Here is a 22,292-nt window from a genome sequence, read left to right as displayed (position 1 = left end):
GTAACGTGAGGGACTATGCCAGCGTCACCTCTCCACACCGCACAGTCACGTCCGGCTTCCCCTTCCCGGCAGCTCTCCCGTCCGCTTGTGGCGGGAGTTGTGACCGCGCTGGTCGGTTTCACCTCATCTTTCGCGGTGGTGCTCGCAGGTCTCCGGGCCGTTGGCGCCACACAGGAACAGGCCGCCAGCGGACTCCTTGCCCTCACCCTCACCTTCGGGCTAGGCGTGCTCTGGTTGTCTTGGCGGTCCCGCTTGCCCGTCACGCTTGCGTGGTCGACTCCCGGCGCGGCGTTGCTCGCGGGAGCCGGAGTGCCCGACGGCCGGTGGCCGGCCGCCGTCGGCGCCTTCCTCATCGCTGGCGTACTGATCGCCCTCACGGGACTCATTCCGGCGCTTGGCAAGCTGATGGCGAGGATTCCCACGGCCCTCGCGCAGGCGATGCTCGCCGGGGTGCTTCTGTCCCTGTGCCTTGCCCCGTTCAAGGCCTTGGGCACTGCCCCTTTGTTGGTGGCGCCCGTAATCCTCTGCTGGCTGGTCACGATGAAGCTGGCGCCCCGCTGGTCGGTCCCTGCTGCGCTGTTGGTAGCCCTCGCCGTCATCGGAATCTACATCGTGGTCAACGGCGTGGGCATTCCCATGAACCGGCTGTTGCCTGAGTTGCATTGGACCACCCCGGCCTTCACGCCCAGTGCGGTGGCCGGCATCGCCTTGCCCTTGTTCATTGTCACCATGGCTTCCCAGAACATTCCGGGAGTGGCTGTGCTGAGGTCCTTCGGCTACACCGTCCCGTGGCGCCAGTCGATGCTGGTGACCGGGGCAGGGACTGCGCTTGGGGCTCCCTTTGGTGGACATGCGATCAACCTGGCCGCGTTAAGCGCTGCGCTGGCCGCCGGAGAAGAAGCGGGTGAAGACCGGAGCCGGCGCTGGATCGCGGCCTTCACTTCAGGCCTGGCCTACCTCGCGTTGGCAGCCTTCTCCGCCGCGTTGGTGACCGTCGTGGCGGCGGCACCGCCCGGGCTCCTGGAGGCCGTGGCGGGGTTGGCCCTGCTGGGCACGATGGCTTCCGCCATCGCTTCGGCGCTGGCTATCGCCGAGGAACGCATCGGAGCCTCCGTGACGTTCCTGATCGCAGCCTCTGGCCTCAGTTTCGCAGGGATCGGCGCCGCATTCTGGGCACTTGCCGCCGGAATCCTGGTGCGTTGGGTCCTGAAAGACAGGGAACCCCAAAACTAGAGTGGCCCCTAGAGTGGGGCAGCAGGGTCCCTACGTGGCGACGGAGTCGACACGAAAGGGCCTGCCCCAATCTGTGGGGCAGCAGGGTCCCTACGTGGCGACGCAGTCGACACGAAAGGGCCTGCCCCAATCTGTGGGGCAGCAGGGTCCCTACGTGGCGACGCAGTCGACACGAAAGGGCCTGCCCCAATCTGTGGGGCAGCAGGGTCCCTACGAGGGCTCGTGGTTTTGGCCCTCACGCGCCAGGGCGGTCAGACGGGACACGGCGCGGAAGTACTTCTTCATGTACCCGCCGGTCATCATATCCTCGGTGAACAGCTTGTCGAAGGGCACGCCGCTGGCAAGGATCGGGACGTCCTTGTCGTACAAACGGTCGGCCAGCACCACGAAGCGAAGGGCAACGGCCTGCTCCGTGATGGTTTCCACATCCCGCCAGACAACCGCATCGATGCCTGCGATCAGCTTGCGATAGCGGCTGGGGTGGACGCCGGCGAGGTGGTCGATCAGGCCGCGGAAATCGTCCACCGCCACGGTCTGCCCATCGAACTCGGCGTGCATCTGCCGCTTGAGGTCTTCGGTCTTCAAGGGTGCCGGAGCGGCGGGCAGGCCGCGGTGCCTGAAGTCTTCCCCGTCGATCCTGACAACATCGAATTGGTCCGCGAGGACCTGGATCTCCCGTTGGAAGTCGACGGCGGCAAAGCGGCCCTCGCCCAGTGACCCGGGCAGAGTGTTGGACGTGGCAGCGAGCTTCACGCCGGCGTCGGCCAGTTCACGCATGAGGCGGGACATCAGCACTGTGTCGCCCGGATCATCGAGCTCGAATTCGTCAATGCAGACGAGCTTGTAGCTGCTCAAGGCTTCCACGGTCTTGCGGAAGGACAGGGCACCTACCAGGTTGGTGTACTCCACGAATGTTCCGAAGGCTTTCGGTCCCGGGGCCGAGTGCCACAGGGAAGCCAGCAGGTGGGTCTTTCCGACGCCGAATCCGCCGTCGAGGTAGATCCCGGCCCTGCCGTTGACCTTCTTGCTGAAGAGGCGTTTGAACAGGCCGTCTCCGTCACCGGCTCCCACCGTCGATCCGAACGCTTCCAGGGCCTTGACCGCCGCCGCTTGGCTGGGCTGGTTCGGATCAGGCCGGTAGCTTTTGAAGGACACCTCTCCGAACCGTGGCGAAGGGTAGAAACCCTTCAGAATCTCATCCACTGAGACCGCCGGCGTGCGCGCGGCGAGCTGTTCGATCTGTACCAAGGCGGTCCGTTCTTCGTGTCGTAAGTCCCCAGCAAGAATACCGGCTATGGCGTGCCCCGGGCGGACACGTGATGAAGGCCATATTTCACCATATGAACGGGGAGGAGCTTTAGTCCCCTGCCCTCGATAATGTGGGATCAATGCCGGGCACGTCCTCTCGCCCGGCGCCGCCCGGTGTCAGTGCAAGTGTCAGTGAAAGGCCATGCCAATGTCCTACCCCGTTGAACAGAACGAAAAGTTCGCCGCGTACGCCCACCCAGAACGTCTGGTGTCCACCGAGTGGCTCGCCGCAGCCCTTGAAGGCGGCGCGCTCGGCGACGGCAAGCTGGTTGTTGTCGAATCCGACGAAGACGTCCTCCTGTACGAGACCGGCCACATTCCGGGCGCAGTCAAGATCGACTGGCACACGGACCTGAACGATGAAGTCACCCGGGATTATGTCGACGGTGAAGCGTTCGCTGCGCTGGCAGCCGCCAAAGGCATCTCGCGGGACACCACCGTGGTGATCTACGGCGACAAGTCCAACTGGTGGGCCGCTTACGCGCTCTGGGTTTTCACGCTCTTCGGGCACGAAGACGTCCGCCTCCTGGACGGCGGCCGCGACAAATGGATCGCAGAAGGCCGCGAGATCACCACCGACGTCCCCCAGCCCGCCCCGGGCGAGTACCCCGTGATCGAACGGAACGACGCCCCGATCCGCGCCTTCAAGGATGACGTCTTGGCTCACTTTGGCAAGCCGCTGATCGACGTCCGATCCCCCGAGGAATACACCGGCCAGCGCACCCACATGCCCGCCTACCCCGAAGAGGGCGCCCTGCGCGGTGGCCACATTCCCACCGCAGCCTCCATCCCGTGGGCACGCGCCGCTGCCGAAGATGGCACCTACCGCAACCGGACCGAACTTGAGGCCCTCTATCTCGGGGAAGCCGGCCTCACGGAAGGCGACGACGTCGTGGCTTACTGCCGCATCGGCGAGCGTTCCAGCCACACCTGGTTCGCACTGAAGTACCTGCTTGGTTTCGAAACGGTCCGCAACTACGACGGTTCCTGGACGGAGTGGGGCAACGCAGTGCGCGTCCCGATCGTCAAGGGCGCTGAGCGGGGCTCCGTACCCGCATTCGCCGGAAAGTAGTCCGGAATCTCCGTGCCTTGCCCTATTGGCTTTGCCATATTGAAGCAACGGGGGCCAGAGCGGCCCGGACTTGCGTAAGCTGGAAGTGATGAGTACCAATACTTTGCCCGCCGCATTGGCGGAAATTGTCGATGACTTCCAGGCGTTGACCGAGCCCGATCGCCTTCAGCTGTTGCTTGAGTTCTCGCGCGGGCTCCCGGGCTTGCCGGAACGGCTGCTGGACCACCCTGAACTCCTGGAGCAAGTGGTGGAGTGCCAGTCGCCGCTGTTCCTGACCATAGAGCAGGAAAAGAACCCCGACGGCGTCGCCTACCGTTTGTTCTTCAAGGCACCGCCGGAGGCGCCCACCACGCGCGGGTTCGCGGGGGTTCTGCACGAAGGCCTGGATGGGCTGACTGCCGCAGAGATCCTGGCTGTTCCGGATGACATGCCGGAACTGCTGGGCCTCACCCGGGCAATCACGCCGTTGCGCATGCGCGGCATGACGGCCATGCTGGGGCGGATCAAGCGCAAGGTCGCCGCAGCGGACCGCTTGTTGTCCTGATCCGGGATACCGGGAATGGCCAAGAAACAGGCTTCACAGGGAACGCCGGCCACAGCCGTACTGGCTGCGGCCGGCGTTCCGTTCACCCTGCACCCGTACGCGCATGATCCTTCGGCAGCCAGCTACGGGCTTGAGGCGGCCGAGGTCCTGGGTATCGATCCCGACCGGGTGTTCAAGACCTTGATGGTGGACATTGAAGGCAAACTCGCCGTGGGCATCGTTCCGGTGAGTGGCACCCTGGACCTCAAAGCAATCGCAGCGGCCCTCGGATCGAAGAAGGCCACCATGGCCGATCCTAAAACGGCCGAGCGACGCACCGGCTACGTCCTGGGCGGTATTTCTCCGTTGGGGCAACGCCAGGCATCGCCTACCGTCCTTGACGAATCGGCCCTGGCCTTCGGAACAGTCCTTGTTTCCGGTGGACGGCGCGGCTTGGACATTGAACTGGACCCCGCGGACCTCATCCGGCTCACGAACGCCCGGACTGCCCCGATCGGGAGCCCCTAGCAAGCTCCGGGAGCAGCGCAGGCACGAAGGCTCTCAGGCCGACGCGGGCCCGCCGCGGGGCGCGAGGCGCGGAGCGAGCCATGAGCGCACCAGCCGCTCCCACTTCTGCGGGTCCACGTTCCACTCCTTTGTGTGGCGCGCGCCTTCGAAAGGCTCGAAGGTGACCATTTCCGGATTCTTTTCGGCGAGGCTGGCGGAGGGTTCGTAGGGAACGTACTCATCATCCACGCTGTGGATCACCAGCGTCGGGGTCCGCAGTTCAACGGCGCGGGTATCCCAGTCCATGGCCTTCAAGTCGACGGGAGCGGCCAGGCCGGTGAGGCGCCGGCCTAACGGGTGCCCCAACATCAACTGCCCGTAGCGACCCACCGCGTAGGGAATCCTGTTGATCTGGGCATGGTGTGCCAGGACGTTGACCCAGTTGATCACCGGGGCGTCCAGGACCATGGCCCTGATCACATGGCGGTGGTGCGAAAGATCGGCCGTCTGCAGGCAGATCGCCCCGCCCATCGACCATCCGAAGAGGACCACCTCGTGGGCGCCATGGGCGAGCGCGTACTCAATGGCCGCGTCGACGTCGTGCCATTCGGTGGACCCCAGCCCGTAACGCCCGTCGGGGGCAGACGGCGCAAGGCCGTCGTTCCGGTAGGAAACCAGCAGGCTGTCGAGTCCGAGTTCGCGCGCAGTGTGAACTGCCCGCAAGCCTTCGAGGCGGGTGGCACCGCGGCCGTGGACCATGATCGCCCACACCTTCGCGGGCTTCCCCGTGCCGGACGGAATGAGCCACGCAGGCGCTTTGCCACCCTCGACGTCGATCTGTATGTCTTCCGAATCCAGGCCAAGCGCCGCCGGGGAGTCGTAGACGGCGCCGCTCCACCATGCGCGCCGGGCCGTTGCCAGATCACCGCTGTAGACTTCCTCGACCTCGCGCTGCACCGTCCGTTCCGCGGGCGAATAGGACACGATCCGCCCAATCCGTGCGAACCCTGTCCCGCCCGCGAAGTAGAGGCTGAACACGCCGTCGATGGTGGTGTCCGGGGTGGCTGCGAGGATGACCTGAAGACCATTGTCACCACGCACCACCGCCAACACTTCCTGGTCGGCCTCGCGCACTGAGGGGGTAATGACGCGCCGGGCGAAATAGGCTGCGAGCGCAGATGACCCTGCGCCCAGCAAGCCGGCAATGCTGCTTCCGGCCACGATCCCCGCAACGGCCCATTTAGCGCGGGCGGACATTTTCGCACCGTTCTCAACGGTTGGCGCAGCTCGGGTCATGGATGCCATGTGACCATTCTCCCGGTTGCGGGGCCGTGTTCTGAACAGCGCCCTCCATGGTGTTTCCTCCGCGAGGCCGCGGGGCGGCAAGAACAGAATTGCCGCGCCAAACCATGCCACCCGGCGCGGCTCAGGTCTACGCTGTAGCCATGAGTGATCCAATCGTCATCCTTACCGAAGAGCCTCTCGGCCCGGACGACCGCGTCAATATTGCCAAACTGCTCGACGGCGGAGACTCGCCCTTGGTGGTGCTGGTGCCCGCGAACACCGAACGGCACTTGCTGGTGGACTTCCTTGAGAACCTCTCGATGCTTGAAGTAGCCAAGGCATTCCGGGATCTGATCGCAGAGGCACCGGATCCCCAGTCGGAGCGGGCCCAGGCTGCAGAGGCCCTGTCAGCGTCCCTCACGGCCTTGGATGGGCTGGGTGGCGGAGTCACAGGTGAAATCGTCGACGGCGGTGCCGTGGCCGGCTTGGTGTCAAAGGTCAAGGAACTCAATGCGGCACAGGCCGTAGTGGTCACCCGCCCGCATGCGATTGCCGACACCTTCCATACAGACTGGGCGAACAAGGCCCAGGACCAGTTGGGGTTGCCCGTGCTGCATCTCTATGCGGGCTCGGGATTTATCGGCGACTCGTGAGCGTTGAGAGAGCATGAGCACTGCAGACAACAAGAAGTACTTCCAGGCCGCAGACCCCCTGGCCGGGGTTCCCCACCAAGATGTCCCGAAGGACGGGCAATGCGTGGAGAAAACGGACGCGGAGTGGCGCGAGGAGCTTACCCCGGAGGAGTTCAGGGTCCTTCGCCAGGCCGGAACGGAACGCCCGTACACGGGTGAGTATTGGGACACCCATACAGCAGGCGTGTACCAGTGCCGGGCATGTGGCGCAGAGCTTTTCACCAGCAACGAGAAATTCGATTCGCATTGCGGCTGGCCGTCCTTCTGGGCACCGCTTGCTGAAGGCACCGTCCGTTACCTGCATGACCGCACTTTGGGAATGGAACGGGTGGAGGTCCGCTGCGCCAATTGCGATTCGCACTTGGGACACGTATTCGAGGGTGAGGGCTACGGCACACCTACTGACCAGCGCTATTGCATAAACTCCGTTTCGCTCAAGCTTGTCGAGTCCGCGGCCGGGCAGTAACGCCAAGCTACCGGCAGTCCCCCACGGCCAGCCCTCCCCGGGCTGGATCTTCCGGGGGCTGCCGGAACCACTTACACAAGAGTTTCTTATGCTCGAGCCACTTTTGAGTTAGCGACTCTGACCGCTTGTTACGCTCACCTCAGAACAATGATTCTTGAGGAAAGGCACCGTCGACGATGACCACCACCGTTAGCACCACCCGTCCGCGCATCACGTCGGACAATCAGGACTGGATCTCCCTGAAGGCTGCGGCCACTGCCCTCCAGGCCTTCCAAGGCCAGGACGGTTCCATCCAGGATTCCCTCCACCACGAGGCTGCCCGGGCGTACACATCCACCATCATGGAGGCCATCAAGAGCCTGGCTCCTGCGTTCCCGCACGACGCTCCCTATCTTGAACTCCTGGTCGAGGACTTCGGACGTTGGGCCGGCGGCGGCTTCGGGATCCCGGACTTCCTCGACTCGCTGCTGGCCTTCCAGCCGCAGGAACACCGCGAAGACGGGCTCCAGCACCTCGTGGTGTTCCCCATGTACACCCAGAACGGAAGCACGAGCCGTCTTGTGGAAGCGGTCCTGATCGAGGTGATCTGGCCCGAGTTCATCGGCGCATTGGAAGCCGGCGACTACTCCAACAAGCTGTTCGTGCCCATCCGTTTCCTGGACTTCACCCCCGGGTACGACACCAATTCGGCCGTGCTCTTTCCCGAGACCGTAGCAGTGCGGGAAACGCCTGCCTTCACGTGGGGTGCCATCTTCGCCGACCGCGAGGCCGCACGCTTCCGCCGCGTCCTCAAAGCAGCCGCTGCAACGACGTCCCTTGAGCTGCCCGCAGACGCCGCCGAGCTGCTGGACGACCAGGAACTCACGCAGCGGACGTTCGTCATGTGGGACCTGATCCATGACCGCACCCACATGCGCGGCGACCTTCCCTTCGATCCGTTCATGATCAAACAGCGGATGCCGTTCTTCCTCTATTCGCTCGAAGAACTCCGCTGCGACCTGACAGCTTTCCGCGAATCCGTCCGGATCGAGAAGGATGAGGACGCTTCCCCCGACGCGCGGCGCCACGCGAAGCTCGTCCAGTACGCCGTCATCTTCGACCGCATCTTCCGCTTCGCGATCACTGGCAACCGGGTCCGCAACTACGACGGCCTGGGCGGCCAGCTCCTCTTCGCCTGGATGCACCAGCACCACGTCCTGCACTGGACCGACAGCAAGCTCAGCATCGACTGGGACGAGGCCGCCGACATCGTCATCGAGCTCGGTGCCCGGATCGAAGAACTGTACTGGCGCTCCATCGACCGCCCCAAAGCCGCTCACTGGCTCGCAGCGTATAAGCTCATTTCCGGTACGGTCACTCCCCACCCGGCATCGGTCTGGGCGAAGGGCCCAGAGGCACTGCCGCTCGATGGGCCGCCCCGCGGCCTCACCGACCAGGTCCTCGACGACGAATTCCCCCTGTCCATGTTCTACGAAGCACTGGAGAAGAAAATGCGTCCGATCATCGAATCAACCACCGGTATCACCGGGCAGTCCGAAGCCTCATGACCGGCGAGCTGCTGACTGTCGTCGTCACCGGTGGCAGCAACTCCTCCGGCATCGCTGTGGCCCGTGCCTTGGCTCAGGCCGGGCACCGGGTCTTCACGATCGGCTCGAACGAGGCCCGCATCGGAGCCGCGGCGGCCGAAGCGGGCAGCGACGTCACTCCCCTGGTGTGCGATCTTTCCCGCCTGGAGTCCGTGCGCGAACTCGCCTCGGAGATCCACGCGAGCACGGAAAGGGTCGACGGCGTGATCCACCTGGTGGGAGGGTGGCGCGGCGCCAAGGGAATCGAAGACCAGCCGGACGAAGACTGGGCCGCCCTTGAGCAAAGCGCCATCACCACCCTGAGAAACGTCTCCAGGATCTTCTACAAGGATCTCGCGTCCTCCCCCAAGGGACGATTCGCCATGGTGAGTTCGACGGCGGTCGCCGCACCTACCGCCGGGGCCGCCACCTACGCGGCGGCCAAGGCTGCCGCGGAAACCTGGACCCTGGCCGTGGCTGACGGCTTCCGCCGCGATCAATCAGGAAACAAGGACGAACCCACGGAGCAGCACAGCGCAGCCGTCGTCTTTGTGGTCAAGTCGCTCCTGGACGCGGCGATGCGGAGGGAACACCCGGAGCGGAAATTCCCCGGATACACGGATGTCGAGGACTTGGCGGCGGCCGCCGTCGGGCTCTTCGACCAGCCCGCATCGGAACTGAACGGACAGCGCCTCCTCTTGGCCAAATAGACTGAAAGCGTGAATGAACAAGTGACGAGCACTACAGAAGAATTCCCGGCTGCCCTCGACGCGGAAGCCGTTGGGCGCCTCCATGATCCCTCCGTCCGCGGTTTCGCCTCGGACAACTACTCCGGCGTCCACCCTGAAATCCTGGCGGCCCTGGCCGCAGCCAATGGCGGCCACCAGGTCTCTTACGGGGAGGACCAGTACACGGAACGGCTCCAGGAAGTCATGGAGCAGCACTTCGGCGCAGGCATCGAGTGCTTCCCCGTCTTCAACGGCACTGGTGCCAATGTGTTGTCCCTGCAGTCGTTGCTGCCGCGCTGGGGTGCAGTCATCTGCGCCTCGACCGCCCACATCAACATGGACGAGAACGGCGCGCCGGAGCGGATCGGCGGCATCAAGCTCCTCCAAGTCCCGACGCCGGACGGCAAGCTGACTCCGGAATTGATCGACCGCGAAGCCTGGGGCTGGGGCGACGAACACCGTGCGCAGCCCCTCGCCGTCTCCATCACGCAGACCACGGAACTCGGCACGTGCTACACGCCGGAAGAAATCCGGGCGATCGCCGACCACATCCATGCCAAGGGCATGAAACTGCACATGGACGGCGCCCGGCTCGCCAATGCCGCCGCCCACCTTGGCGTGCCCTTGCGGACATTCACCCGCGACGCCGGCGTCGACATCTTGTCCTTCGGCGGCACCAAGAACGGGCTGCTGTTCGGCGAAGTAGTCGTCGCCCTGAATCCCGAGGCCGCCCACGGGCTGAAGTTCCTGCGCAAGATGAACATGCAACTGGCCTCCAAGATGCGCTTCATTTCGGCCCAGTTCATCGCGCTTCTTGAGTCCGGGCTGTGGCTGCGCTCGGCGGAACACGCAAACGCCATGGCCTCGCGGCTGCGTGCGGCGGTCGACTCCATCGAGGGCGTGGAGCCTACGCAGGCCACGGAGTCCAACGGCGTCTTCGCGGTACTCCCCGCCGGCGTCGCCGATCGCCTCCGCTCCTCCTTCAAGTTCTACGACTGGAACGAAGCGAACCGCGAGGTGCGATGGATGTGTTCCTTCGATACCACGGAAGAGGACATCGATTCCTTCGTTGCCGCAATCAAGCGCGAACTGGCGTCCGCATAGGCAACGGGACGGGGCGGCGTGGCTTCAAGGTTTCGCCGCCCCTGACACATAATCTGCGAAGGTGAACGCACTCGCACAGGTTCCCCCGGATTTCTTGCATGCGTTGGGAACGCTACGAAAAGCAAAGTGCCGGAGCGAGCTGCGGCTCGCGGAAATTCCGGCACCCTCCCGTTTGGCCCCCTACGCCGTGGCCCTGGGAGCAGAGGTCTTCAGCCGGTCCACCCGTCCCGGCCGGACCCCTGTCCATGGCCCCGCGGCCATGGCATTTTCCAGCGAGAACACTCCCGGTACGGCCGATGATGAAGACGATGAACTCGCAACAGGCAGGTTCATCTTGCTCCACGACCCCGACGGCTCTGCAGTATGGGACGGGGAATTCCGGATCGTCACCTATATCAGGGCCCAGCTGGACGCCGACATGGGCAACGATGCCATGCTCGGTTCGGTGGCCTGGACGTGGCTCGTGGACGCCTTGGAGAACCATTCGGCCCAGTACCGCGCGGCGGGCGGAACCGCCACGCGCATCCTGTCCGAGAGCTTCGGGACTTTGGCCGAAAGACCGGAAACCATCGACATCGAACTCCGCGCCTCATGGACACCTGCCTCTTCCGATGCCCAGGCACATCTGGAGGCATGGTGCGACATGGTCTGCACGTTCGCGGGCCTCCCTCCCCTGCCTCCCGGCGTCACGCCCCTGCCTAACCGGCGGCTCACATGAAGGCCGTTTTAGTCCGCTGGAGCCCCTGGGCGGACCGGCCGAGCACAGAGTCGGTAAACTGAAGGCACCATGACCCCTGAAAATCTGGAACCCACCACAGCCGGCGCTCCGGCTGCTGATCCCACACCACACATCACGGTAGACGGCTTTGAGGGCCGTATACCTGAGATCATCGATCTGGATGCCCCACGCGAGGGCGTGCCCCTTGTCATCGACACCATGGCCGGCTTGGAGCGGTGCGCCGCTGCCATCGCCGCCGGATCCGGCCCCGCCGGGGTCGACGCCGAACGCGCCTCCGGCTTCCGCTACGGGCAGCGTGCCTTCCTGGTGCAGATCAGGCGCGACGGAGCAGGCACCTGGCTGATCGACCCCGAGCCCTTCGATGACCTGAAAATCATCAATGAGGCGCTGCGCGGCGTCGAGTGGATCCTGCACGCCGCGACGCAAGATCTTCCCTGCCTGGCCGAGCTTGGCATGTGGCCCGACAAGCTCTTCGATACCGAGCTGGCCGCACGCCTTGCCGGGCTGCCCCGCGTAGGCCTGGCAGCCGTCATCGAGCAACTCCTGGGCTTCGGCCTCGCCAAGGAACACTCGGCCGCCGACTGGTCCACCCGGCCCCTCCCGGAACCCTGGCTGCGGTACGCGGCCCTCGACGTCGAGGTGCTCGCCGAACTGCGCGAAGAACTGATCGAACTCCTGGAAGCGGACGGCAAGCTTGAATTTGCCGAACAGGAATTCGCTGGCATCCTCGGAGCAGGACTTCCAGCCCCGCGGGTGGACCCGTGGCGAAAGACCTCCGGACTGCACCAGATCCGTGACCGCCGGCAGCTGGCCGCTGTGCGCGAGCTTTGGTACGAGCGCGATCAGCTCGCGCGGAAACGCGATGTTGCTCCCAGCCGCCTCATTCCCGATTCCGCCTTGGTCGCAGCCGCCAAGGCCATGCCCACCACCGTTCCGCAGCTCCTGGCCACCAAAGGTTTCCACGGTCGGGCCGCGCAGCGCGAAGCACCACGCTGGCTTCGCTGCATTGCCGCCGCGCGGAACACCGAAGACCTTCCACCGCTGCATCTTCCAACCAACGCTCCCCCGCCGCCGCGCGTCTGGACAGACCGCGATCCCGAAGCCGCGGCGCGCCTGGGGACTGCCCGGCCCCGGCTTCAAGAGGCGGCCGATGGGCTCAAACTTCCCGTGGAGAACCTCCTCACTCCGGATTACATGAGGCGCGTGCTGTGGCGCCCGCCGTCGGAGATCACCGCGGAGTCCGTATCGGAGGAGCTGCGCGCGCTCGGCGCCCGCGAGTGGCAAATCGCCATCACGGCGCCGATCCTGGCCGAGGCGTCACTGAATCCGCAACCACTGCCGCCCAAGGAACCCAAAGAGCCAAGGAACCCGGCTTCCAAGGAACAGGCCCCGACCCCCTAGCAGGAGGTTCCCGCCTCCCCTTGAGACCCTCGCTCACAAACAAGCCCTCCCGGCCCGACCCTCGCTCCCAAACAAGCCCTCCCGGCCCGACCCTCGCTCCCCACATCCTCGCTCCCCACATCTGGGACTTTTCCAAGTGGATTCCCTAGTGATGTGAGCGAGGGTCCGCCGGAAACCCGTCACATGTGAGCGAGGGTCCGCCGGAAACCCGTCACATGTGAGCGAGGGTCCGCCGGAAACCCGTCATATGTGAGCGAGGGTCCGACGGGAGACGGATATATGTGAGCGAGGACCGGTATTGATCTCCTTGCGCGCTAAGTTACCGGCGAGTAACATGGCCGTAAATGACACCGGCTTCCCCTGTGAGGGCTGTCCGGCATCCATGTCTCAACGAGGAGCCACACATGAGCCAAACCGGGAACAGCGCCAATCCGCGGGCAGTCCGCGACGTCGTCTTCGTGGACGGTGTCCGGACGCCGTTCGGCAAAGCGGGCGAAAAGGGGATCTACGCGGGCACACGTGCCGACGACCTCGTGGTCAAGTGCATCCGCGAACTGATGCGCCGCAACCCTAGACTGCCCGCCGAACGCGTTGACGAAGTTGCCATCGCCGCCACGACGCAGACCGGCGACCAAGGCTTGACCATCGGCCGCACCGCGGCCCTCCTGGCCGGCCTCCCCCGCACCGTACCGGGCTTCGCGATCGACCGCATGTGTGCCGGAGCAATGACCGCGGTCACGACGACGGCGAGCGGCATCGGTTTCGGCGCGTACGACGTCGTGATTGCCGGCGGTGTGGAGCACATGGGCAACCACCCCATGGGCGCCGGTGCGGATCCCAACCCGAGGTTCATGTCCGAGCGGATCGTGGATCCGGCCGCCCTGAACATGGGCAACACCGCCGAGAACCTGCACGACCGTTTCCCGTCGATCACCAAGGAGCGGACGGATACCTACGCCGCGGCGTCGCAGGCAAAGCTTGCTGCCGCCTACGGCAAGGGCCAGATCCAGCCCGACTTGGTCCCGGTCGCCACCATGAAGCCCGGACAAGGCTGGACAGTGAACACCATCGACGAGCCGCCACGCCCCGGCACCACGGTAGATGACCTCGCGGAGCTCCGCACGCCGTTCAGGGCCCACGGCCGCGTCACCGCGGGCAACGCCGCCGGCTTGAACGACGGCGCGACGGCGGCAGTCCTAGCTTCCGCGGACGCCGCCGAGGAGCTCGGCTTGTCCGTGAAGATGCGCCTGGTCTCCTATGCCTTCGCAGGCGTCGAACCCGAAGTCATGGGCATCGGACCGGTCCCGGCCACCGAGAAGGCCCTCAAGAACGCCGGACTCGGCATCGAGGACATCGGCCTCTTCGAGATCAACGAGGCCTTCGCCGTTCAGGTCCTGAGTTTCCTGGACCACTTCGGAATCGCCGACGACGACCCGCGCGTCAACCGCTACGGCGGGGCAATCGCCGTCGGGCATCCCCTCGCCTCGTCCGGCGTGCGGCTCATGAACCAACTGGCCCGCCAGTTCGAAGAAGACCCGTCAGTCCGGTACGGCATCACCACGATGTGCATTGGCTTGGGAATGGGCGCCACAGTGATCTGGGAGAACCCGCGTCACGTGGACTACACCAACTACAACAGCCACAGCAGCTACAACAGCGAGACCGAGACCGCCGTCGACACCGAGAGCAAGGGAGCCGCAGCATGAGCGCCGCCGAATTCCAGAAACTGGCCGGACTGTTCCCGGACGAGACAGTGACCCATTCCTATGTCCAGGACATCGAACTCCCCGGCAACGCCGGAACGTTTGCCCTGATCACCTTGGACAACGGACTGGACCACACCAAGCCCACCACCCTTGGACCCAATACCCTTGTCGAGCTCGGGACCGTACTTGAAGGCCTCAAGGATCGTGCTGCGCGCGGCGAGATCGTCGGTGTCGGCGTCACAGGCAAGCCGTACTTCCTGGTGGCCGGAGCGGACCTCTCAGCGGTCAAACGGCTTGAAGAGCGCGAACACGGGCTGTGGATGGCCCAGCTTGGTCACGACGTCTACGCGACGCTGGCCGATCTAGGTGTTCCCAGCTTCGCCTTCATCAACGGCCTCGCGCTCGGTGGTGGCCTCGAAATCGCCCTCCAGTCCACGTACCGCACGGTCTCCACGGGCGCCGGCGCCCTCGCCTTGCCGGAAGCCTTCATCGGGCTCGTCCCCGGTTGGGGCGGCGTCTACATCCTGCCGCGACTCATCGGCCCGGAAAACGCCGTCAAGGTCATGATCGAGAATCCGCTGAGCAACAACCGCACGCTCACCGGTCCCCAGGCTTTCCAGCTCGGCATCGCCGACGCGATCTTCGAACCAGCGGACTTCGTGGAGCAGTCCATTGCCTGGGCCGCGAAGGTGATCGCGGGCGAGACCGTCCCGGAGCGGAGCAACTCCGTGGACCCGGAGGATCCCGCCGTTGCCGAACGCTGGGCCGGCGCCGTGACAGCAGGTCGTGCGTTCGTGGAAGCCAAAACCTCAAACGCATCACCGGCTCCGGCCAAGGTGCTGGATATCCTCGAGGCCAACCGGACCATGGGCAAGGCGGAATCCGCGGCCCTGGAATGCGAGACGCTCGCAGAGTTGATGCAGACGGACGAGTTCCGTTCCACCGTCTACGCCTTCCTGGACCTCGTGCAGAAGCGCTCCAAGCGGCCTGCCGGTGCGCCCGACCGCAAGCTCACGCGTCCGGTGACGAAGATCGGCGTCGTCGGTGCCGGCCTGATGGCGAGCCAGCTCGCCCTGCTGTTCGCGCGCCAGCTCAAAGTGCCCGTGGTCCTGACGGACATCGACCAGGAGCGCGTGGACAAGGGAGTCGCCTACGTCCATGCGGAGGTGGACAAGCTGCTCGGCAAGAAGCGGATCAGTTCCGACGCCGCGAACAGGACCAAGGCCTTGGTCAGCGGCTCCGTCTCCAAGGAGGCATTCGCCGACGCCGACTTCGTCATTGAAGCCGTCTTCGAAGAACTCAACGTCAAGAAGCAGGTCTTCGCTGAAGTGGAGGCCATTGTCTCCCCCGAATGCATCCTCGCAACCAACACGTCCTCGCTCTCCGTAACCGCGATGGCTGAGGATCTGCAGCACCCGGAACGCCTGGTCGGTTTCCACTTCTTCAACCCGGTTGCGGTCATGCCGCTCCTGGAGATCGTGCGTGCCCCGAAGACCGACGACGCCGTGCTGGCCACCGCCTTCGAGCTCGCCAAGGGATTGAAGAAGACAGCCGTGCTGGTCAAGGACGCGGCCGCCTTCGTCGTCAACCGGGTCCTGCTGCGGCTCATGGGCGAAGTCATTGCCGCGTTCGACGAAGGGACGCCGGCGGAAGTCGCCGATTCGGCGCTGCGCCCCATGGGCCTGCCGATGAGTCCGTTCACCCTCAGCGCGATGGTGGGCCTTCCGGTCGCCCAGCACGTCCAGGAATCGCTGCACACTGCCTTCGGCGAACGTTTTGCGGTATCCCAGAACCTGCAGAAGCTGATCGACAACGGGGTGAAGTCACTGTGGGCGCTTGGTCCTGACGGAAAGCCGGTCATCCCGGCGGAGACGTTGGCGCTCATGTCCTTCGGCACCACGCCGTCCACAGCCGGGGAAGTCCTGCGTCGCACGCAGGACGCCCTGGCTGAGGAAATCGGACTCATGTTGTCCGAAGGCGTAGTGGCAGGGCCTGAAGACATTGACCTCTGTGTCATCCTCGGAGCTGGCTGGCCGATGTTCCTGGGCGGGATCACACCCTATTTGGACCGGGTGGGCGCTTCCGAGCGTGTCAACGGCAAACGCTTCCTGGCACCCGGGATCGCTTCGAAGCCGGTGGCCGGATAGCGTTCCGCCGTCAGGTGTCCGACAGGCTCCGGGCAAGGCCGCCCAATGAGCGCACCAGTTCGGCGAAGGCTTCGCCTGGGTGGTTTTCCGAGACGATGCGGGCGTTGGGCGGCTCGCCCCACAGTCCGCGGAAGTCCGCCACGGTGGTTCCGATAAGCCTGGGGGCCGTTGTCTCAACGTGCACTGTCGCCGTGCGGGTGCTGTACCTGGCGGTTCCCGCGGCGACGGACGCCGCAAAGTAGTCGTGGATGTGCGCCACATAGCCCTGGTCGTAGTGGCGATGGAACTCGAAATAGAAGCGCAGCATGTCGCTGAGGTGCCGAACGAGTTCATTGGAGGCAGTGCTGCGCCGCCCCTCCGGCTGCTCCGGAAGGACAAGTTCCGGCTCCGCGCAGCCCGCCGCGGAAGCCAGTGCGGCTACGTGTTCGGGTGTCAGTTCGATCCGTTCCGTGGTCTCCAGCGCGCACACCACGGGAAGGCGTTCCTCGGGAAGGCCGGAGAACGCCGCAAACACCTCGGCGGCTGCGTGCGGATCAACGTGCGTGTTCCACTCGGCGGTGGGCGTCGTGTTGCCCTGGTAGTAGTAGCTGCCACCCATGATCACGACGCCGCGCAGCAGCTCCGGCAGCCGAGGCTCGGCCCGCAGGGCAAGGGCGAAGTTGGTGAGGGGCGCCGTCAGCAGGGCGGTTAGCTCCCCCGGCCGTGACCGGACCGCTTCGACCCAGAGTTCGACGGCGTCGGCGTTGTTCACCTGTCCGTGCGGTTCCGGCAGCTCGGCGTAGCCGACGCCTTGGGGTCCGTGGGTTTCCGGGGTGGTGGTCAGCGGAATCCGCAGCGGCGCCAGCGCACCGATGGCCACGGGGACATCGGGGCGGCCACACAACTCGAGCAGGGATAGGTTGTTGCGTGCAACCTGCTCCGCCCCGACGTTGCCCGGAGTACTGCTCACGGCTACGAGGTCCACATGCGCCTGGCTGCACAGATAAGCAAGGGCGAGGGCGTCGTCGATTCCCGTGTCGCAGTCCACCAGCAAGCTCACGGACTCGCGCCGGCCTACAGCCGCTGCCTGCTCCGCGTTCATGGAACGCTCCTTAGAAGAGGGCGACCTTGGGCGTACGCGGGAAAATGTCATCCAATTCGTCGCGTTCTTCGGCCGTAGGCACCCAACGCACCGCCTTCGCGTTTTCTGCGATTTGCTCAGGGCGGGTGGCTCCCGCAATAACGCTGCTGACTGCGGGCTGGGCGGCCAGCCAGGAGAAGGCCAGCTGCAGTTCGTTCAGGTCCCGCTCCTTGGCGAATTGGCTGAACCTGCCCAACTGGACCCAGTCGGCGTCGTTGACCATGTTGGTCCGCGTATGGCTGAGGCGCGATCCTTGCGGGGCGCTGCCTGGAGCATATTTTCCCGTCAGGAGGCCGTTCGCCAAGGGGAAATACGGCAGGACACCGAGACCGAACGCCTGGGCGGCCGGCAGCACTTCAAGTTCCGCGCGACGGTCCAGCAGGTTGTAGTGGTTTTGCGTCGAAATGAACCGCGCACCGCCCTGCATCCGGGCGACGTATTCGGCTTCGGCGATCTGCCAGCCCGCTCGGTTGGAATGGCCGACGTACCGGACCTTGCCGCTTGTCACGAGGTCATCGAGGGCTGCGAGGGTCTCGTCAACGGGGGTGAGAGGGTCCGGGGTGTGGTACTGGTACAGGTCAATCCAGTCGGTGCCGAGGCGGCGCAGCGATGCCTCGGCGGCCTGGATGATGTAGCGGCGCGATCCCCGGGAACCGAAATCGTTGCCGTTGGCGCCGTGCATGTCCATGCCGAATTTCGTGGCCACGATCGCGTCGTCCCTGCGACCTTTCAGGGCGACGCCCAGCATGGTCTCGCTCAGGCCGGGCTCCCGGCCATAGACGTCTGCAACGTCGAATAGGGTCACGCCGGCATCCAAAGCAGCATGCACTACTGCGTTGGTACCTTCTTGCGATTCCGTGGCCGTATTGGCCCGGCCGAGATTGTTGCACCCCAAACCGACTACTGAGACGGTCAATCCGGAATTTCCAAGACGGCGATATTCAGTCATGGTTTCACCCTACAACGCCCGCGGTGGCCAATCCGCCGCTCAGGATCCGAAGGCGATTCCTGCCTCTTCCATCGCGTCGTGCAGCTGGGCCATGACCTTGGGGCCCATGCCGTGCAAGGCCGCCACCCGCCCCTCGCCGAACTCGGCGAGCTGTTCCAAGGTCTCCAGCCCCTCGTGGGCGAGTGCCCTGCGTGCCGGAGCGGACAAGCCCTTGGGCAGCGGAGTGTGTCCGGGCCAGTTGCTCTTGGGCGCCATGCGTGTCCCTTCGAAGCGGTGATGTAGTCCTTAGAGGGTAAAGCCCGCACCGGTTTTCGGCGAGTGTTTCACTTTGAATGCGGTTGGTTCGGCATGGGGCGCCGCCGCGATGCTCAGCTTGGTGAAGTCCAGGTCTTCTCCCCTGATGCACACCTTGATGGCGTTGACGGCCTTGTTGACGTCCGGGCACAGGCAAAAGATGTTGAGCTTCGAATCGCTGATATCGGAACGATCCACGGTGCCGAGGCCCCTCCAGGCCAGTTCGCTCGTCAGCGCGGCCTTGGCCTTGCGTTCAAGGTAGCGGTCGCGGTCGGTGCCGTCCTTCGTCTTGAGCGCGATCTGCGCGACAACCCAAAACTGCTCAGTCTCGGGAATCTCCGCATAGCCGTCCTCTTCGCATTGCGCGGCAAAGGCCGTCATGAGTCCTTCGACGGCGGACTCGTCCTCGACGTCGGTTTCGTCAGTGCTGCTCTGGTGTCCTACGACCCCGTGGTTGATGACGAACTGCTTGAATTCGTCGTCGTACCACCCCTCCCGGAAATGCAGGACCGCTTCGTCGTCGCGCTTGTAGGTGCGGATAATGCCGCTCATGCCCGTCCTTTTCTGAACCACTCCGCGCAGGTACTGATTGGACCTGTGCCGTCGAAGGGTGCCTGTTTTTTGGATATTGCCCGGAACAACTCGTCACATTCGTGCCGTATGGATTCGACCACGCCATCCGGATAAGCCATGGAGGCGCTGTGCTCGTCGAATTCGTCCTCGTCGTCAATGAAGACGTCCCTGTGCACGGAGCGGATGACATCGAGATCCATGTCAATCACGTGGAATTCGGACACACCGGGCTCGATGGTCTTCCACTCGTGTGCCGTGGCGAGGTCCACGTAGATTCGAAAATCCCCCGGGTAGCTGTCGTCGTAGAAGGTGGCAACATATTCGCCTGAACGCGGCACGAGGAGCACCGCGTCGGACGCGGTATAGAAGGCCGCCCCCGGTCGGGAACAGAACTCACCCTGCCCTTGGAAGATCCACCAGCCGTGGATGTCTTCGCCGAGATAGCTCCCCGGGACAACCCAGTGGGCGGTGCCATCCCATTTCCGGTTTCGGGCAACTACCAGGTCGCCTGGTTGGAGTCCTCCCGGCAACCGCGATGAGTCCCCGCTCACAGTGTGGGAAGACTGCCTGTGCTGGGATGTTCCTGTCCTGGCAGGGGCCGCGCGAATGGCACCTTTGTACCCAGGACCTGCGCGACGACGTCGTGCGTTATCTGTTGGGCGGTGAGCCCTACCCGCTCGAGAACCTGGCTCCTGGTTCCATGGTCGAGGAATTCGACCGGAAGCCCCACCTCGTTGAGGGCCGTGTCCACGCCGGCCGCGCGCATCTCCTGCCGGATCCGGGAGCCGACGCCGCCCGCGCGGACGCCGTCTTCGATGCAGATCACTAAACGGTGCCGGGCGGCGAGGGCAATGATGGACTTGCGTACAGGCAGGACCCACCGCGGATCCACCACTGTTGAACTGATGCCTTGGGATCCGAGCCGGGACGCGACGTCGAGGGCGAGCTCGGACATCGCGCCGACGCTGACAATCAGGACATCGTTCTCCGTGGAGCCTTCGGGGCGGCGCGCCAGCACGTCGACGCCGTCGGAAAGCCGTTCGATCGCTTCGATCTCGCTTCCCACGCTGCCTTTGGAGAAGCGCACCACGCTGGGTGCGTCGGCGATGGCAACCGCCTCGCGGAGTTCTTCCCGCAGCCGGCTGGCATCGCGCGGAGCTGCGAGATGCAGCCCCGGCACAATCTGGACCATAGCCATGTCCCACATGCCGTGGTGGCTGGCTCCGTCAGGGCCCGTCACGCCGGCGCGGTCCAACACGACCGTCACCCCGGCTTTGTGCAGGGCGACGTCCATGAGCAGCTGGTCGAAGGCACGGTTCAGGAACGTGGCGTAAACGGCCACGACCGGGTGCAGTCCGCCAAAGGCCATGCCTGCGGCCGAAGTGAGTGCGTGCTGTTCGGCGATGCCGACGTCGATCACTCTTTGTGGATGCCGTTCCGCGAACTTGTGCAGTCCGACAGGGATCAGCATGGCGCCGGTGACGCCTACGATGTCTTCGCGCTCATCGGCGATGTCCGCGATTTCCTCGGCGAACACCGATGTCCACGAGCGGGCTCCGCCGGCTTCGGTGGGTTCCCCAGTCTCCGGATCGATGATCCCGACGGCGTGGAACTGGTCCGCCTCGTTGGCGAGGGCAGGTGCGTAACCGTGGCCCTTTTCTGTCATCGCGTGAACGATCACGGGGCCGCCGTAATTACGGGCAGTAGTGAGCGCGTGCTCGAGGGCCCGCATGTTGTGGCCGTCGACAGGGCCGATGTACTTCATGCCCAGGTCTTCGAACATGCCCTGCGGAGCCCACCAGTCCTTGATGCCCTTCTTCATGGCATGAAGGCTCCTGTAGGTGAACTGGCCGATAGGTCCGCCGCTCTGCAGTTTCTTCTTCCACCAGTCCAACACCACCTCGTAGGTGGGCGCTGCCCGGAAGGAATCGATCGTGGGGCGGAGGGAAGCGAGATAGTCGGCAAGGCCCCCGACGGTGGGGGCATAGGAGCGCCCGTTGTCGTTGACGACGATCACCACGCGGCGTCGTTTGTCCGCGGCGATGTTGTTGATCGCCTCCCAAGCCATGCCGCCCGTCAGGGCGCCGTCACCGACGACGGCGACTACGCAGCGGTCGCCCTCACCGGTCAGCTGGCGGGCGCGGGAGATACCATCGGCCCAGGACAGGGAAGAGGACGCGTGGGAACTCTCCACGATGTCGTGCTCGGACTCCGCACGATCGGGGTAGCCGGACATGCCCCCTTGCTGCCGGAGGGTGCTGAAATCCTGCCTGCCGGTCAACAATTTGTGGACGTAGGACTGATGGCCGGTATCGAAAACGATGCTGTCACGGGGCGAATCGAAGACCTTATGGATGGCCATGGTGAGTTCCACCACGCCAAGGTTCGGTCCAAGGTGACCACCCGTTTGAGCGACGTTGGTGATGAGGAAAGTCCTGATCTCGCCTGCAAGCTGCTCCAGCTGCTGACTGGTGAGCTTGGCCAGGTCCTGCGGGTTCCGGATTGTCTCCAAAAGTCCCAACGGCCCCTCCTTAGGGTGATTGACGTGCTATACAACTCTAACGCCTTGGCCGGAACCAAGCCGCAGGAAAGGCTACAGCCCCGGCCGGTCGATGACCAGCCGGGGCTGTAGCTGTTGCCTTCCAGCTCAGGCGGAACCTGAGCAAATTTCGGCTAGTGTGCCGAAATTTGGCGCAAAACGTACTGTTACATGCCCCCACTACGCGATAGTTCCTTGCGGATTTCGAGAGCGTGGGCGATTTGATCAGTGATGTTCCTGTCAGGACGACACAATGCCCAAAGTTCCTGGTTGCGGTGATCATGTTGGGGTGTGGAGGCCTACCGTTATCGTAGGACGTCGACATGCGCGACATTGGCAATC

21 protein-coding genes are annotated in these 22,292 nt (G+C 64.6%); 13 read left to right on the top strand and 8 right to left on the bottom strand.

Going from position 1 to position 22,292, the window contains the following annotated elements:
- The first annotated feature begins 15 nt into the window (after positions 1-15).
- The gene (locus tag QRN52_RS07135; protein WP_284752049.1) at positions 16-1,233 is read left to right on the top strand and encodes a benzoate/H(+) symporter BenE family transporter; all 1,218 of its coding nucleotides are present in this window, start codon (positions 16-18) and stop codon (positions 1,231-1,233) included.
- 210 nt (positions 1,234-1,443) lie between these two features.
- Here QRN52_RS07135 and zapE read toward each other — a convergent pair whose 3' ends face one another.
- Positions 1,444-2,481, bottom strand: a complete 1,038-nt coding sequence (zapE, locus tag QRN52_RS07130) for a cell division protein ZapE (RefSeq protein WP_284752048.1) — start codon at positions 2,479-2,481, stop codon at positions 1,444-1,446.
- Positions 2,482-2,689: 208 nt separating this feature from the next.
- Between zapE and QRN52_RS07125 the strand changes: the two genes are divergently transcribed.
- The 3 genes from QRN52_RS07125 (at position 2,690) to ybaK (ending at position 4,664) form a co-directional block, all read left to right on the top strand.
- A complete protein-coding gene (locus QRN52_RS07125) occupies positions 2,690-3,613 on the top strand; it encodes a sulfurtransferase (RefSeq protein WP_284752047.1) in 924 nt (307 codons plus the stop codon).
- An 88-nt stretch (positions 3,614-3,701) separates the two neighbouring features.
- Positions 3,702-4,157: a SufE family protein gene (locus QRN52_RS07120; protein ID WP_284752046.1), complete on the top strand. Its 456-nt coding sequence runs from the start codon at positions 3,702-3,704 to the stop codon at positions 4,155-4,157.
- Positions 4,158-4,172: 15 nt separating this feature from the next.
- Complete coding sequence (gene ybaK / locus QRN52_RS07115) at positions 4,173-4,664, top strand: Cys-tRNA(Pro) deacylase (protein ID WP_284752045.1); 492 nt, start codon at positions 4,173-4,175, stop codon at positions 4,662-4,664.
- Positions 4,665-4,697: 33 nt separating this feature from the next.
- Here ybaK and QRN52_RS07110 read toward each other — a convergent pair whose 3' ends face one another.
- Complete coding sequence (locus QRN52_RS07110; RefSeq protein WP_459341070.1) at positions 4,698-5,939, bottom strand: alpha/beta hydrolase family protein; 1,242 nt, start codon at positions 5,937-5,939, stop codon at positions 4,698-4,700.
- Between the two features lie 149 nt (positions 5,940-6,088).
- Between QRN52_RS07110 and QRN52_RS07105 the strand changes: the two genes are divergently transcribed.
- The 9 genes from QRN52_RS07105 to QRN52_RS07065 all read left to right on the top strand — a co-directional run bounded on the left by QRN52_RS07105 (position 6,089) and on the right by QRN52_RS07065 (position 16,475).
- Positions 6,089-6,580, top strand: coding sequence for a hypothetical protein (locus QRN52_RS07105; protein WP_284752043.1), 492 nt, complete (start codon positions 6,089-6,091; stop codon positions 6,578-6,580).
- 13 nt (positions 6,581-6,593) lie between these two features.
- Positions 6,594-7,085, top strand: coding sequence for a peptide-methionine (R)-S-oxide reductase MsrB (msrB, locus tag QRN52_RS07100; protein ID WP_284752042.1), 492 nt, complete (start codon positions 6,594-6,596; stop codon positions 7,083-7,085).
- Between the two features lie 176 nt (positions 7,086-7,261).
- On the top strand, positions 7,262-8,632 hold the full coding sequence (locus tag QRN52_RS07095) for a DUF6421 family protein (protein ID WP_284752041.1): 1,371 nt from the start codon (positions 7,262-7,264) through the stop codon (positions 8,630-8,632).
- Positions 8,629-9,360 carry an SDR family oxidoreductase gene (locus QRN52_RS07090; protein WP_284752040.1) on the top strand — a complete coding sequence of 244 codons (732 nt, stop codon included), beginning with the start codon at positions 8,629-8,631 and terminating at the stop codon, positions 9,358-9,360. The genes QRN52_RS07095 and QRN52_RS07090 overlap by 4 nt, the downstream gene beginning before the upstream one ends.
- Positions 9,361-9,369: 9 nt before the next feature.
- Positions 9,370-10,482: a threonine aldolase family protein gene (locus QRN52_RS07085; RefSeq protein ID WP_502869697.1), complete on the top strand. Its 1,113-nt coding sequence runs from the start codon at positions 9,370-9,372 to the stop codon at positions 10,480-10,482.
- Positions 10,483-10,543: 61 nt separating this feature from the next.
- Positions 10,544-11,200 (top strand): DUF3000 domain-containing protein, encoded by a 657-nt coding sequence (locus QRN52_RS07080; RefSeq protein WP_284752039.1) that lies wholly within the window; start codon positions 10,544-10,546, stop codon positions 11,198-11,200.
- A gap of 69 nt (positions 11,201-11,269) precedes the next feature.
- Positions 11,270-12,622: an HRDC domain-containing protein gene (locus tag QRN52_RS07075; RefSeq protein WP_284752038.1), complete on the top strand. Its 1,353-nt coding sequence runs from the start codon at positions 11,270-11,272 to the stop codon at positions 12,620-12,622.
- A gap of 404 nt (positions 12,623-13,026) precedes the next feature.
- A complete protein-coding gene (locus QRN52_RS07070; RefSeq protein ID WP_284752037.1) occupies positions 13,027-14,328 on the top strand; it encodes a thiolase family protein in 1,302 nt (433 codons plus the stop codon).
- Positions 14,325-16,475, top strand: coding sequence for a 3-hydroxyacyl-CoA dehydrogenase NAD-binding domain-containing protein (locus tag QRN52_RS07065; protein WP_284752036.1), 2,151 nt, complete (start codon positions 14,325-14,327; stop codon positions 16,473-16,475). The genes QRN52_RS07070 and QRN52_RS07065 overlap by 4 nt, the downstream gene beginning before the upstream one ends.
- A gap of 10 nt (positions 16,476-16,485) precedes the next feature.
- Here QRN52_RS07065 and QRN52_RS07060 read toward each other — a convergent pair whose 3' ends face one another.
- Genes QRN52_RS07060 through dxs form a run of 6 tightly spaced genes read right to left on the bottom strand, consistent with a single transcriptional unit; the run spans position 16,486 to position 21,932 of the window.
- A complete protein-coding gene (locus QRN52_RS07060; protein ID WP_284752035.1) occupies positions 16,486-17,556 on the bottom strand; it encodes a nucleoside hydrolase in 1,071 nt (356 codons plus the stop codon).
- A 10-nt stretch (positions 17,557-17,566) separates the two neighbouring features.
- Complete coding sequence (locus tag QRN52_RS07055; RefSeq protein ID WP_284752034.1) at positions 17,567-18,544, bottom strand: aldo/keto reductase; 978 nt, start codon at positions 18,542-18,544, stop codon at positions 17,567-17,569.
- A gap of 39 nt (positions 18,545-18,583) precedes the next feature.
- Positions 18,584-18,799, bottom strand: a complete 216-nt coding sequence (locus QRN52_RS07050) for a helix-hairpin-helix domain-containing protein (protein WP_028266791.1) — start codon at positions 18,797-18,799, stop codon at positions 18,584-18,586.
- A 30-nt stretch (positions 18,800-18,829) separates the two neighbouring features.
- Positions 18,830-19,390 carry a hypothetical protein gene (locus QRN52_RS07045; protein WP_284752033.1) on the bottom strand — a complete coding sequence of 187 codons (561 nt, stop codon included), beginning with the start codon at positions 19,388-19,390 and terminating at the stop codon, positions 18,830-18,832.
- Positions 19,387-19,962: a DUF402 domain-containing protein gene (locus QRN52_RS07040; RefSeq protein WP_284752032.1), complete on the bottom strand. Its 576-nt coding sequence runs from the start codon at positions 19,960-19,962 to the stop codon at positions 19,387-19,389. Before QRN52_RS07040 ends, QRN52_RS07045 begins: the two co-directional genes overlap by 4 nt.
- Entirely contained in the window at positions 19,959-21,932 is a 1,974-nt protein-coding gene (gene dxs, locus QRN52_RS07035) for a 1-deoxy-D-xylulose-5-phosphate synthase (protein WP_284752031.1), read from the bottom strand. The genes QRN52_RS07040 and dxs overlap by 4 nt, the downstream gene beginning before the upstream one ends.
- Between the last annotated feature and the right edge of the window lie 360 nt (positions 21,933-22,292).

The sequence above is a fragment of the Arthrobacter sp. efr-133-R2A-120 genome (assembly GCF_030209835.1).
In the GTDB taxonomy this organism is placed as follows: Bacteria; Actinomycetota; Actinomycetes; order Actinomycetales; family Micrococcaceae; genus Arthrobacter.
Note: the sequence above shows the minus strand (reverse complement) of the source record. Positions and strands in the feature narration are given on the sequence as shown.

Bases quoted from the DNA above. Each gene is read 5' to 3' on its own strand.
- QRN52_RS07135 (WP_284752049.1), top strand. From the start codon at position 16: ATGCCAGCGTCACCTCTCCACACCGCACAGTCACGTCCGGCTTCCCCT.
- QRN52_RS07125 (WP_284752047.1), top strand. From the start codon at position 2,690: ATGTCCTACCCCGTTGAACAGAACGAAAAGTTCGCCGCGTACGCCCAC.
- QRN52_RS07120 (WP_284752046.1), top strand. From the start codon at position 3,702: ATGAGTACCAATACTTTGCCCGCCGCATTGGCGGAAATTGTCGATGAC.
- ybaK (WP_284752045.1), top strand. From the start codon at position 4,173: ATGGCCAAGAAACAGGCTTCACAGGGAACGCCGGCCACAGCCGTACTG.
- QRN52_RS07110 (WP_459341070.1), bottom strand. From the start codon at position 5,939: ATGACCCGAGCTGCGCCAACCGTTGAGAACGGTGCGAAAATGTCCGCC.
- QRN52_RS07105 (WP_284752043.1), top strand. From the start codon at position 6,089: ATGAGTGATCCAATCGTCATCCTTACCGAAGAGCCTCTCGGCCCGGAC.
- msrB (WP_284752042.1), top strand. From the start codon at position 6,594: ATGAGCACTGCAGACAACAAGAAGTACTTCCAGGCCGCAGACCCCCTG.
- QRN52_RS07095 (WP_284752041.1), top strand. From the start codon at position 7,262: ATGACCACCACCGTTAGCACCACCCGTCCGCGCATCACGTCGGACAAT.
- QRN52_RS07090 (WP_284752040.1), top strand. From the start codon at position 8,629: ATGACCGGCGAGCTGCTGACTGTCGTCGTCACCGGTGGCAGCAACTCC.
- QRN52_RS07075 (WP_284752038.1), top strand. From the start codon at position 11,270: ATGACCCCTGAAAATCTGGAACCCACCACAGCCGGCGCTCCGGCTGCT.
- QRN52_RS07070 (WP_284752037.1), top strand. From the start codon at position 13,027: ATGAGCCAAACCGGGAACAGCGCCAATCCGCGGGCAGTCCGCGACGTC.
- QRN52_RS07065 (WP_284752036.1), top strand. From the start codon at position 14,325: ATGAGCGCCGCCGAATTCCAGAAACTGGCCGGACTGTTCCCGGACGAG.
- QRN52_RS07060 (WP_284752035.1), bottom strand. From the start codon at position 17,556: ATGAACGCGGAGCAGGCAGCGGCTGTAGGCCGGCGCGAGTCCGTGAGC.
- QRN52_RS07055 (WP_284752034.1), bottom strand. From the start codon at position 18,544: ATGACTGAATATCGCCGTCTTGGAAATTCCGGATTGACCGTCTCAGTA.
- QRN52_RS07050 (WP_028266791.1), bottom strand. From the start codon at position 18,799: ATGGCGCCCAAGAGCAACTGGCCCGGACACACTCCGCTGCCCAAGGGC.
- QRN52_RS07045 (WP_284752033.1), bottom strand. From the start codon at position 19,390: ATGAGCGGCATTATCCGCACCTACAAGCGCGACGACGAAGCGGTCCTG.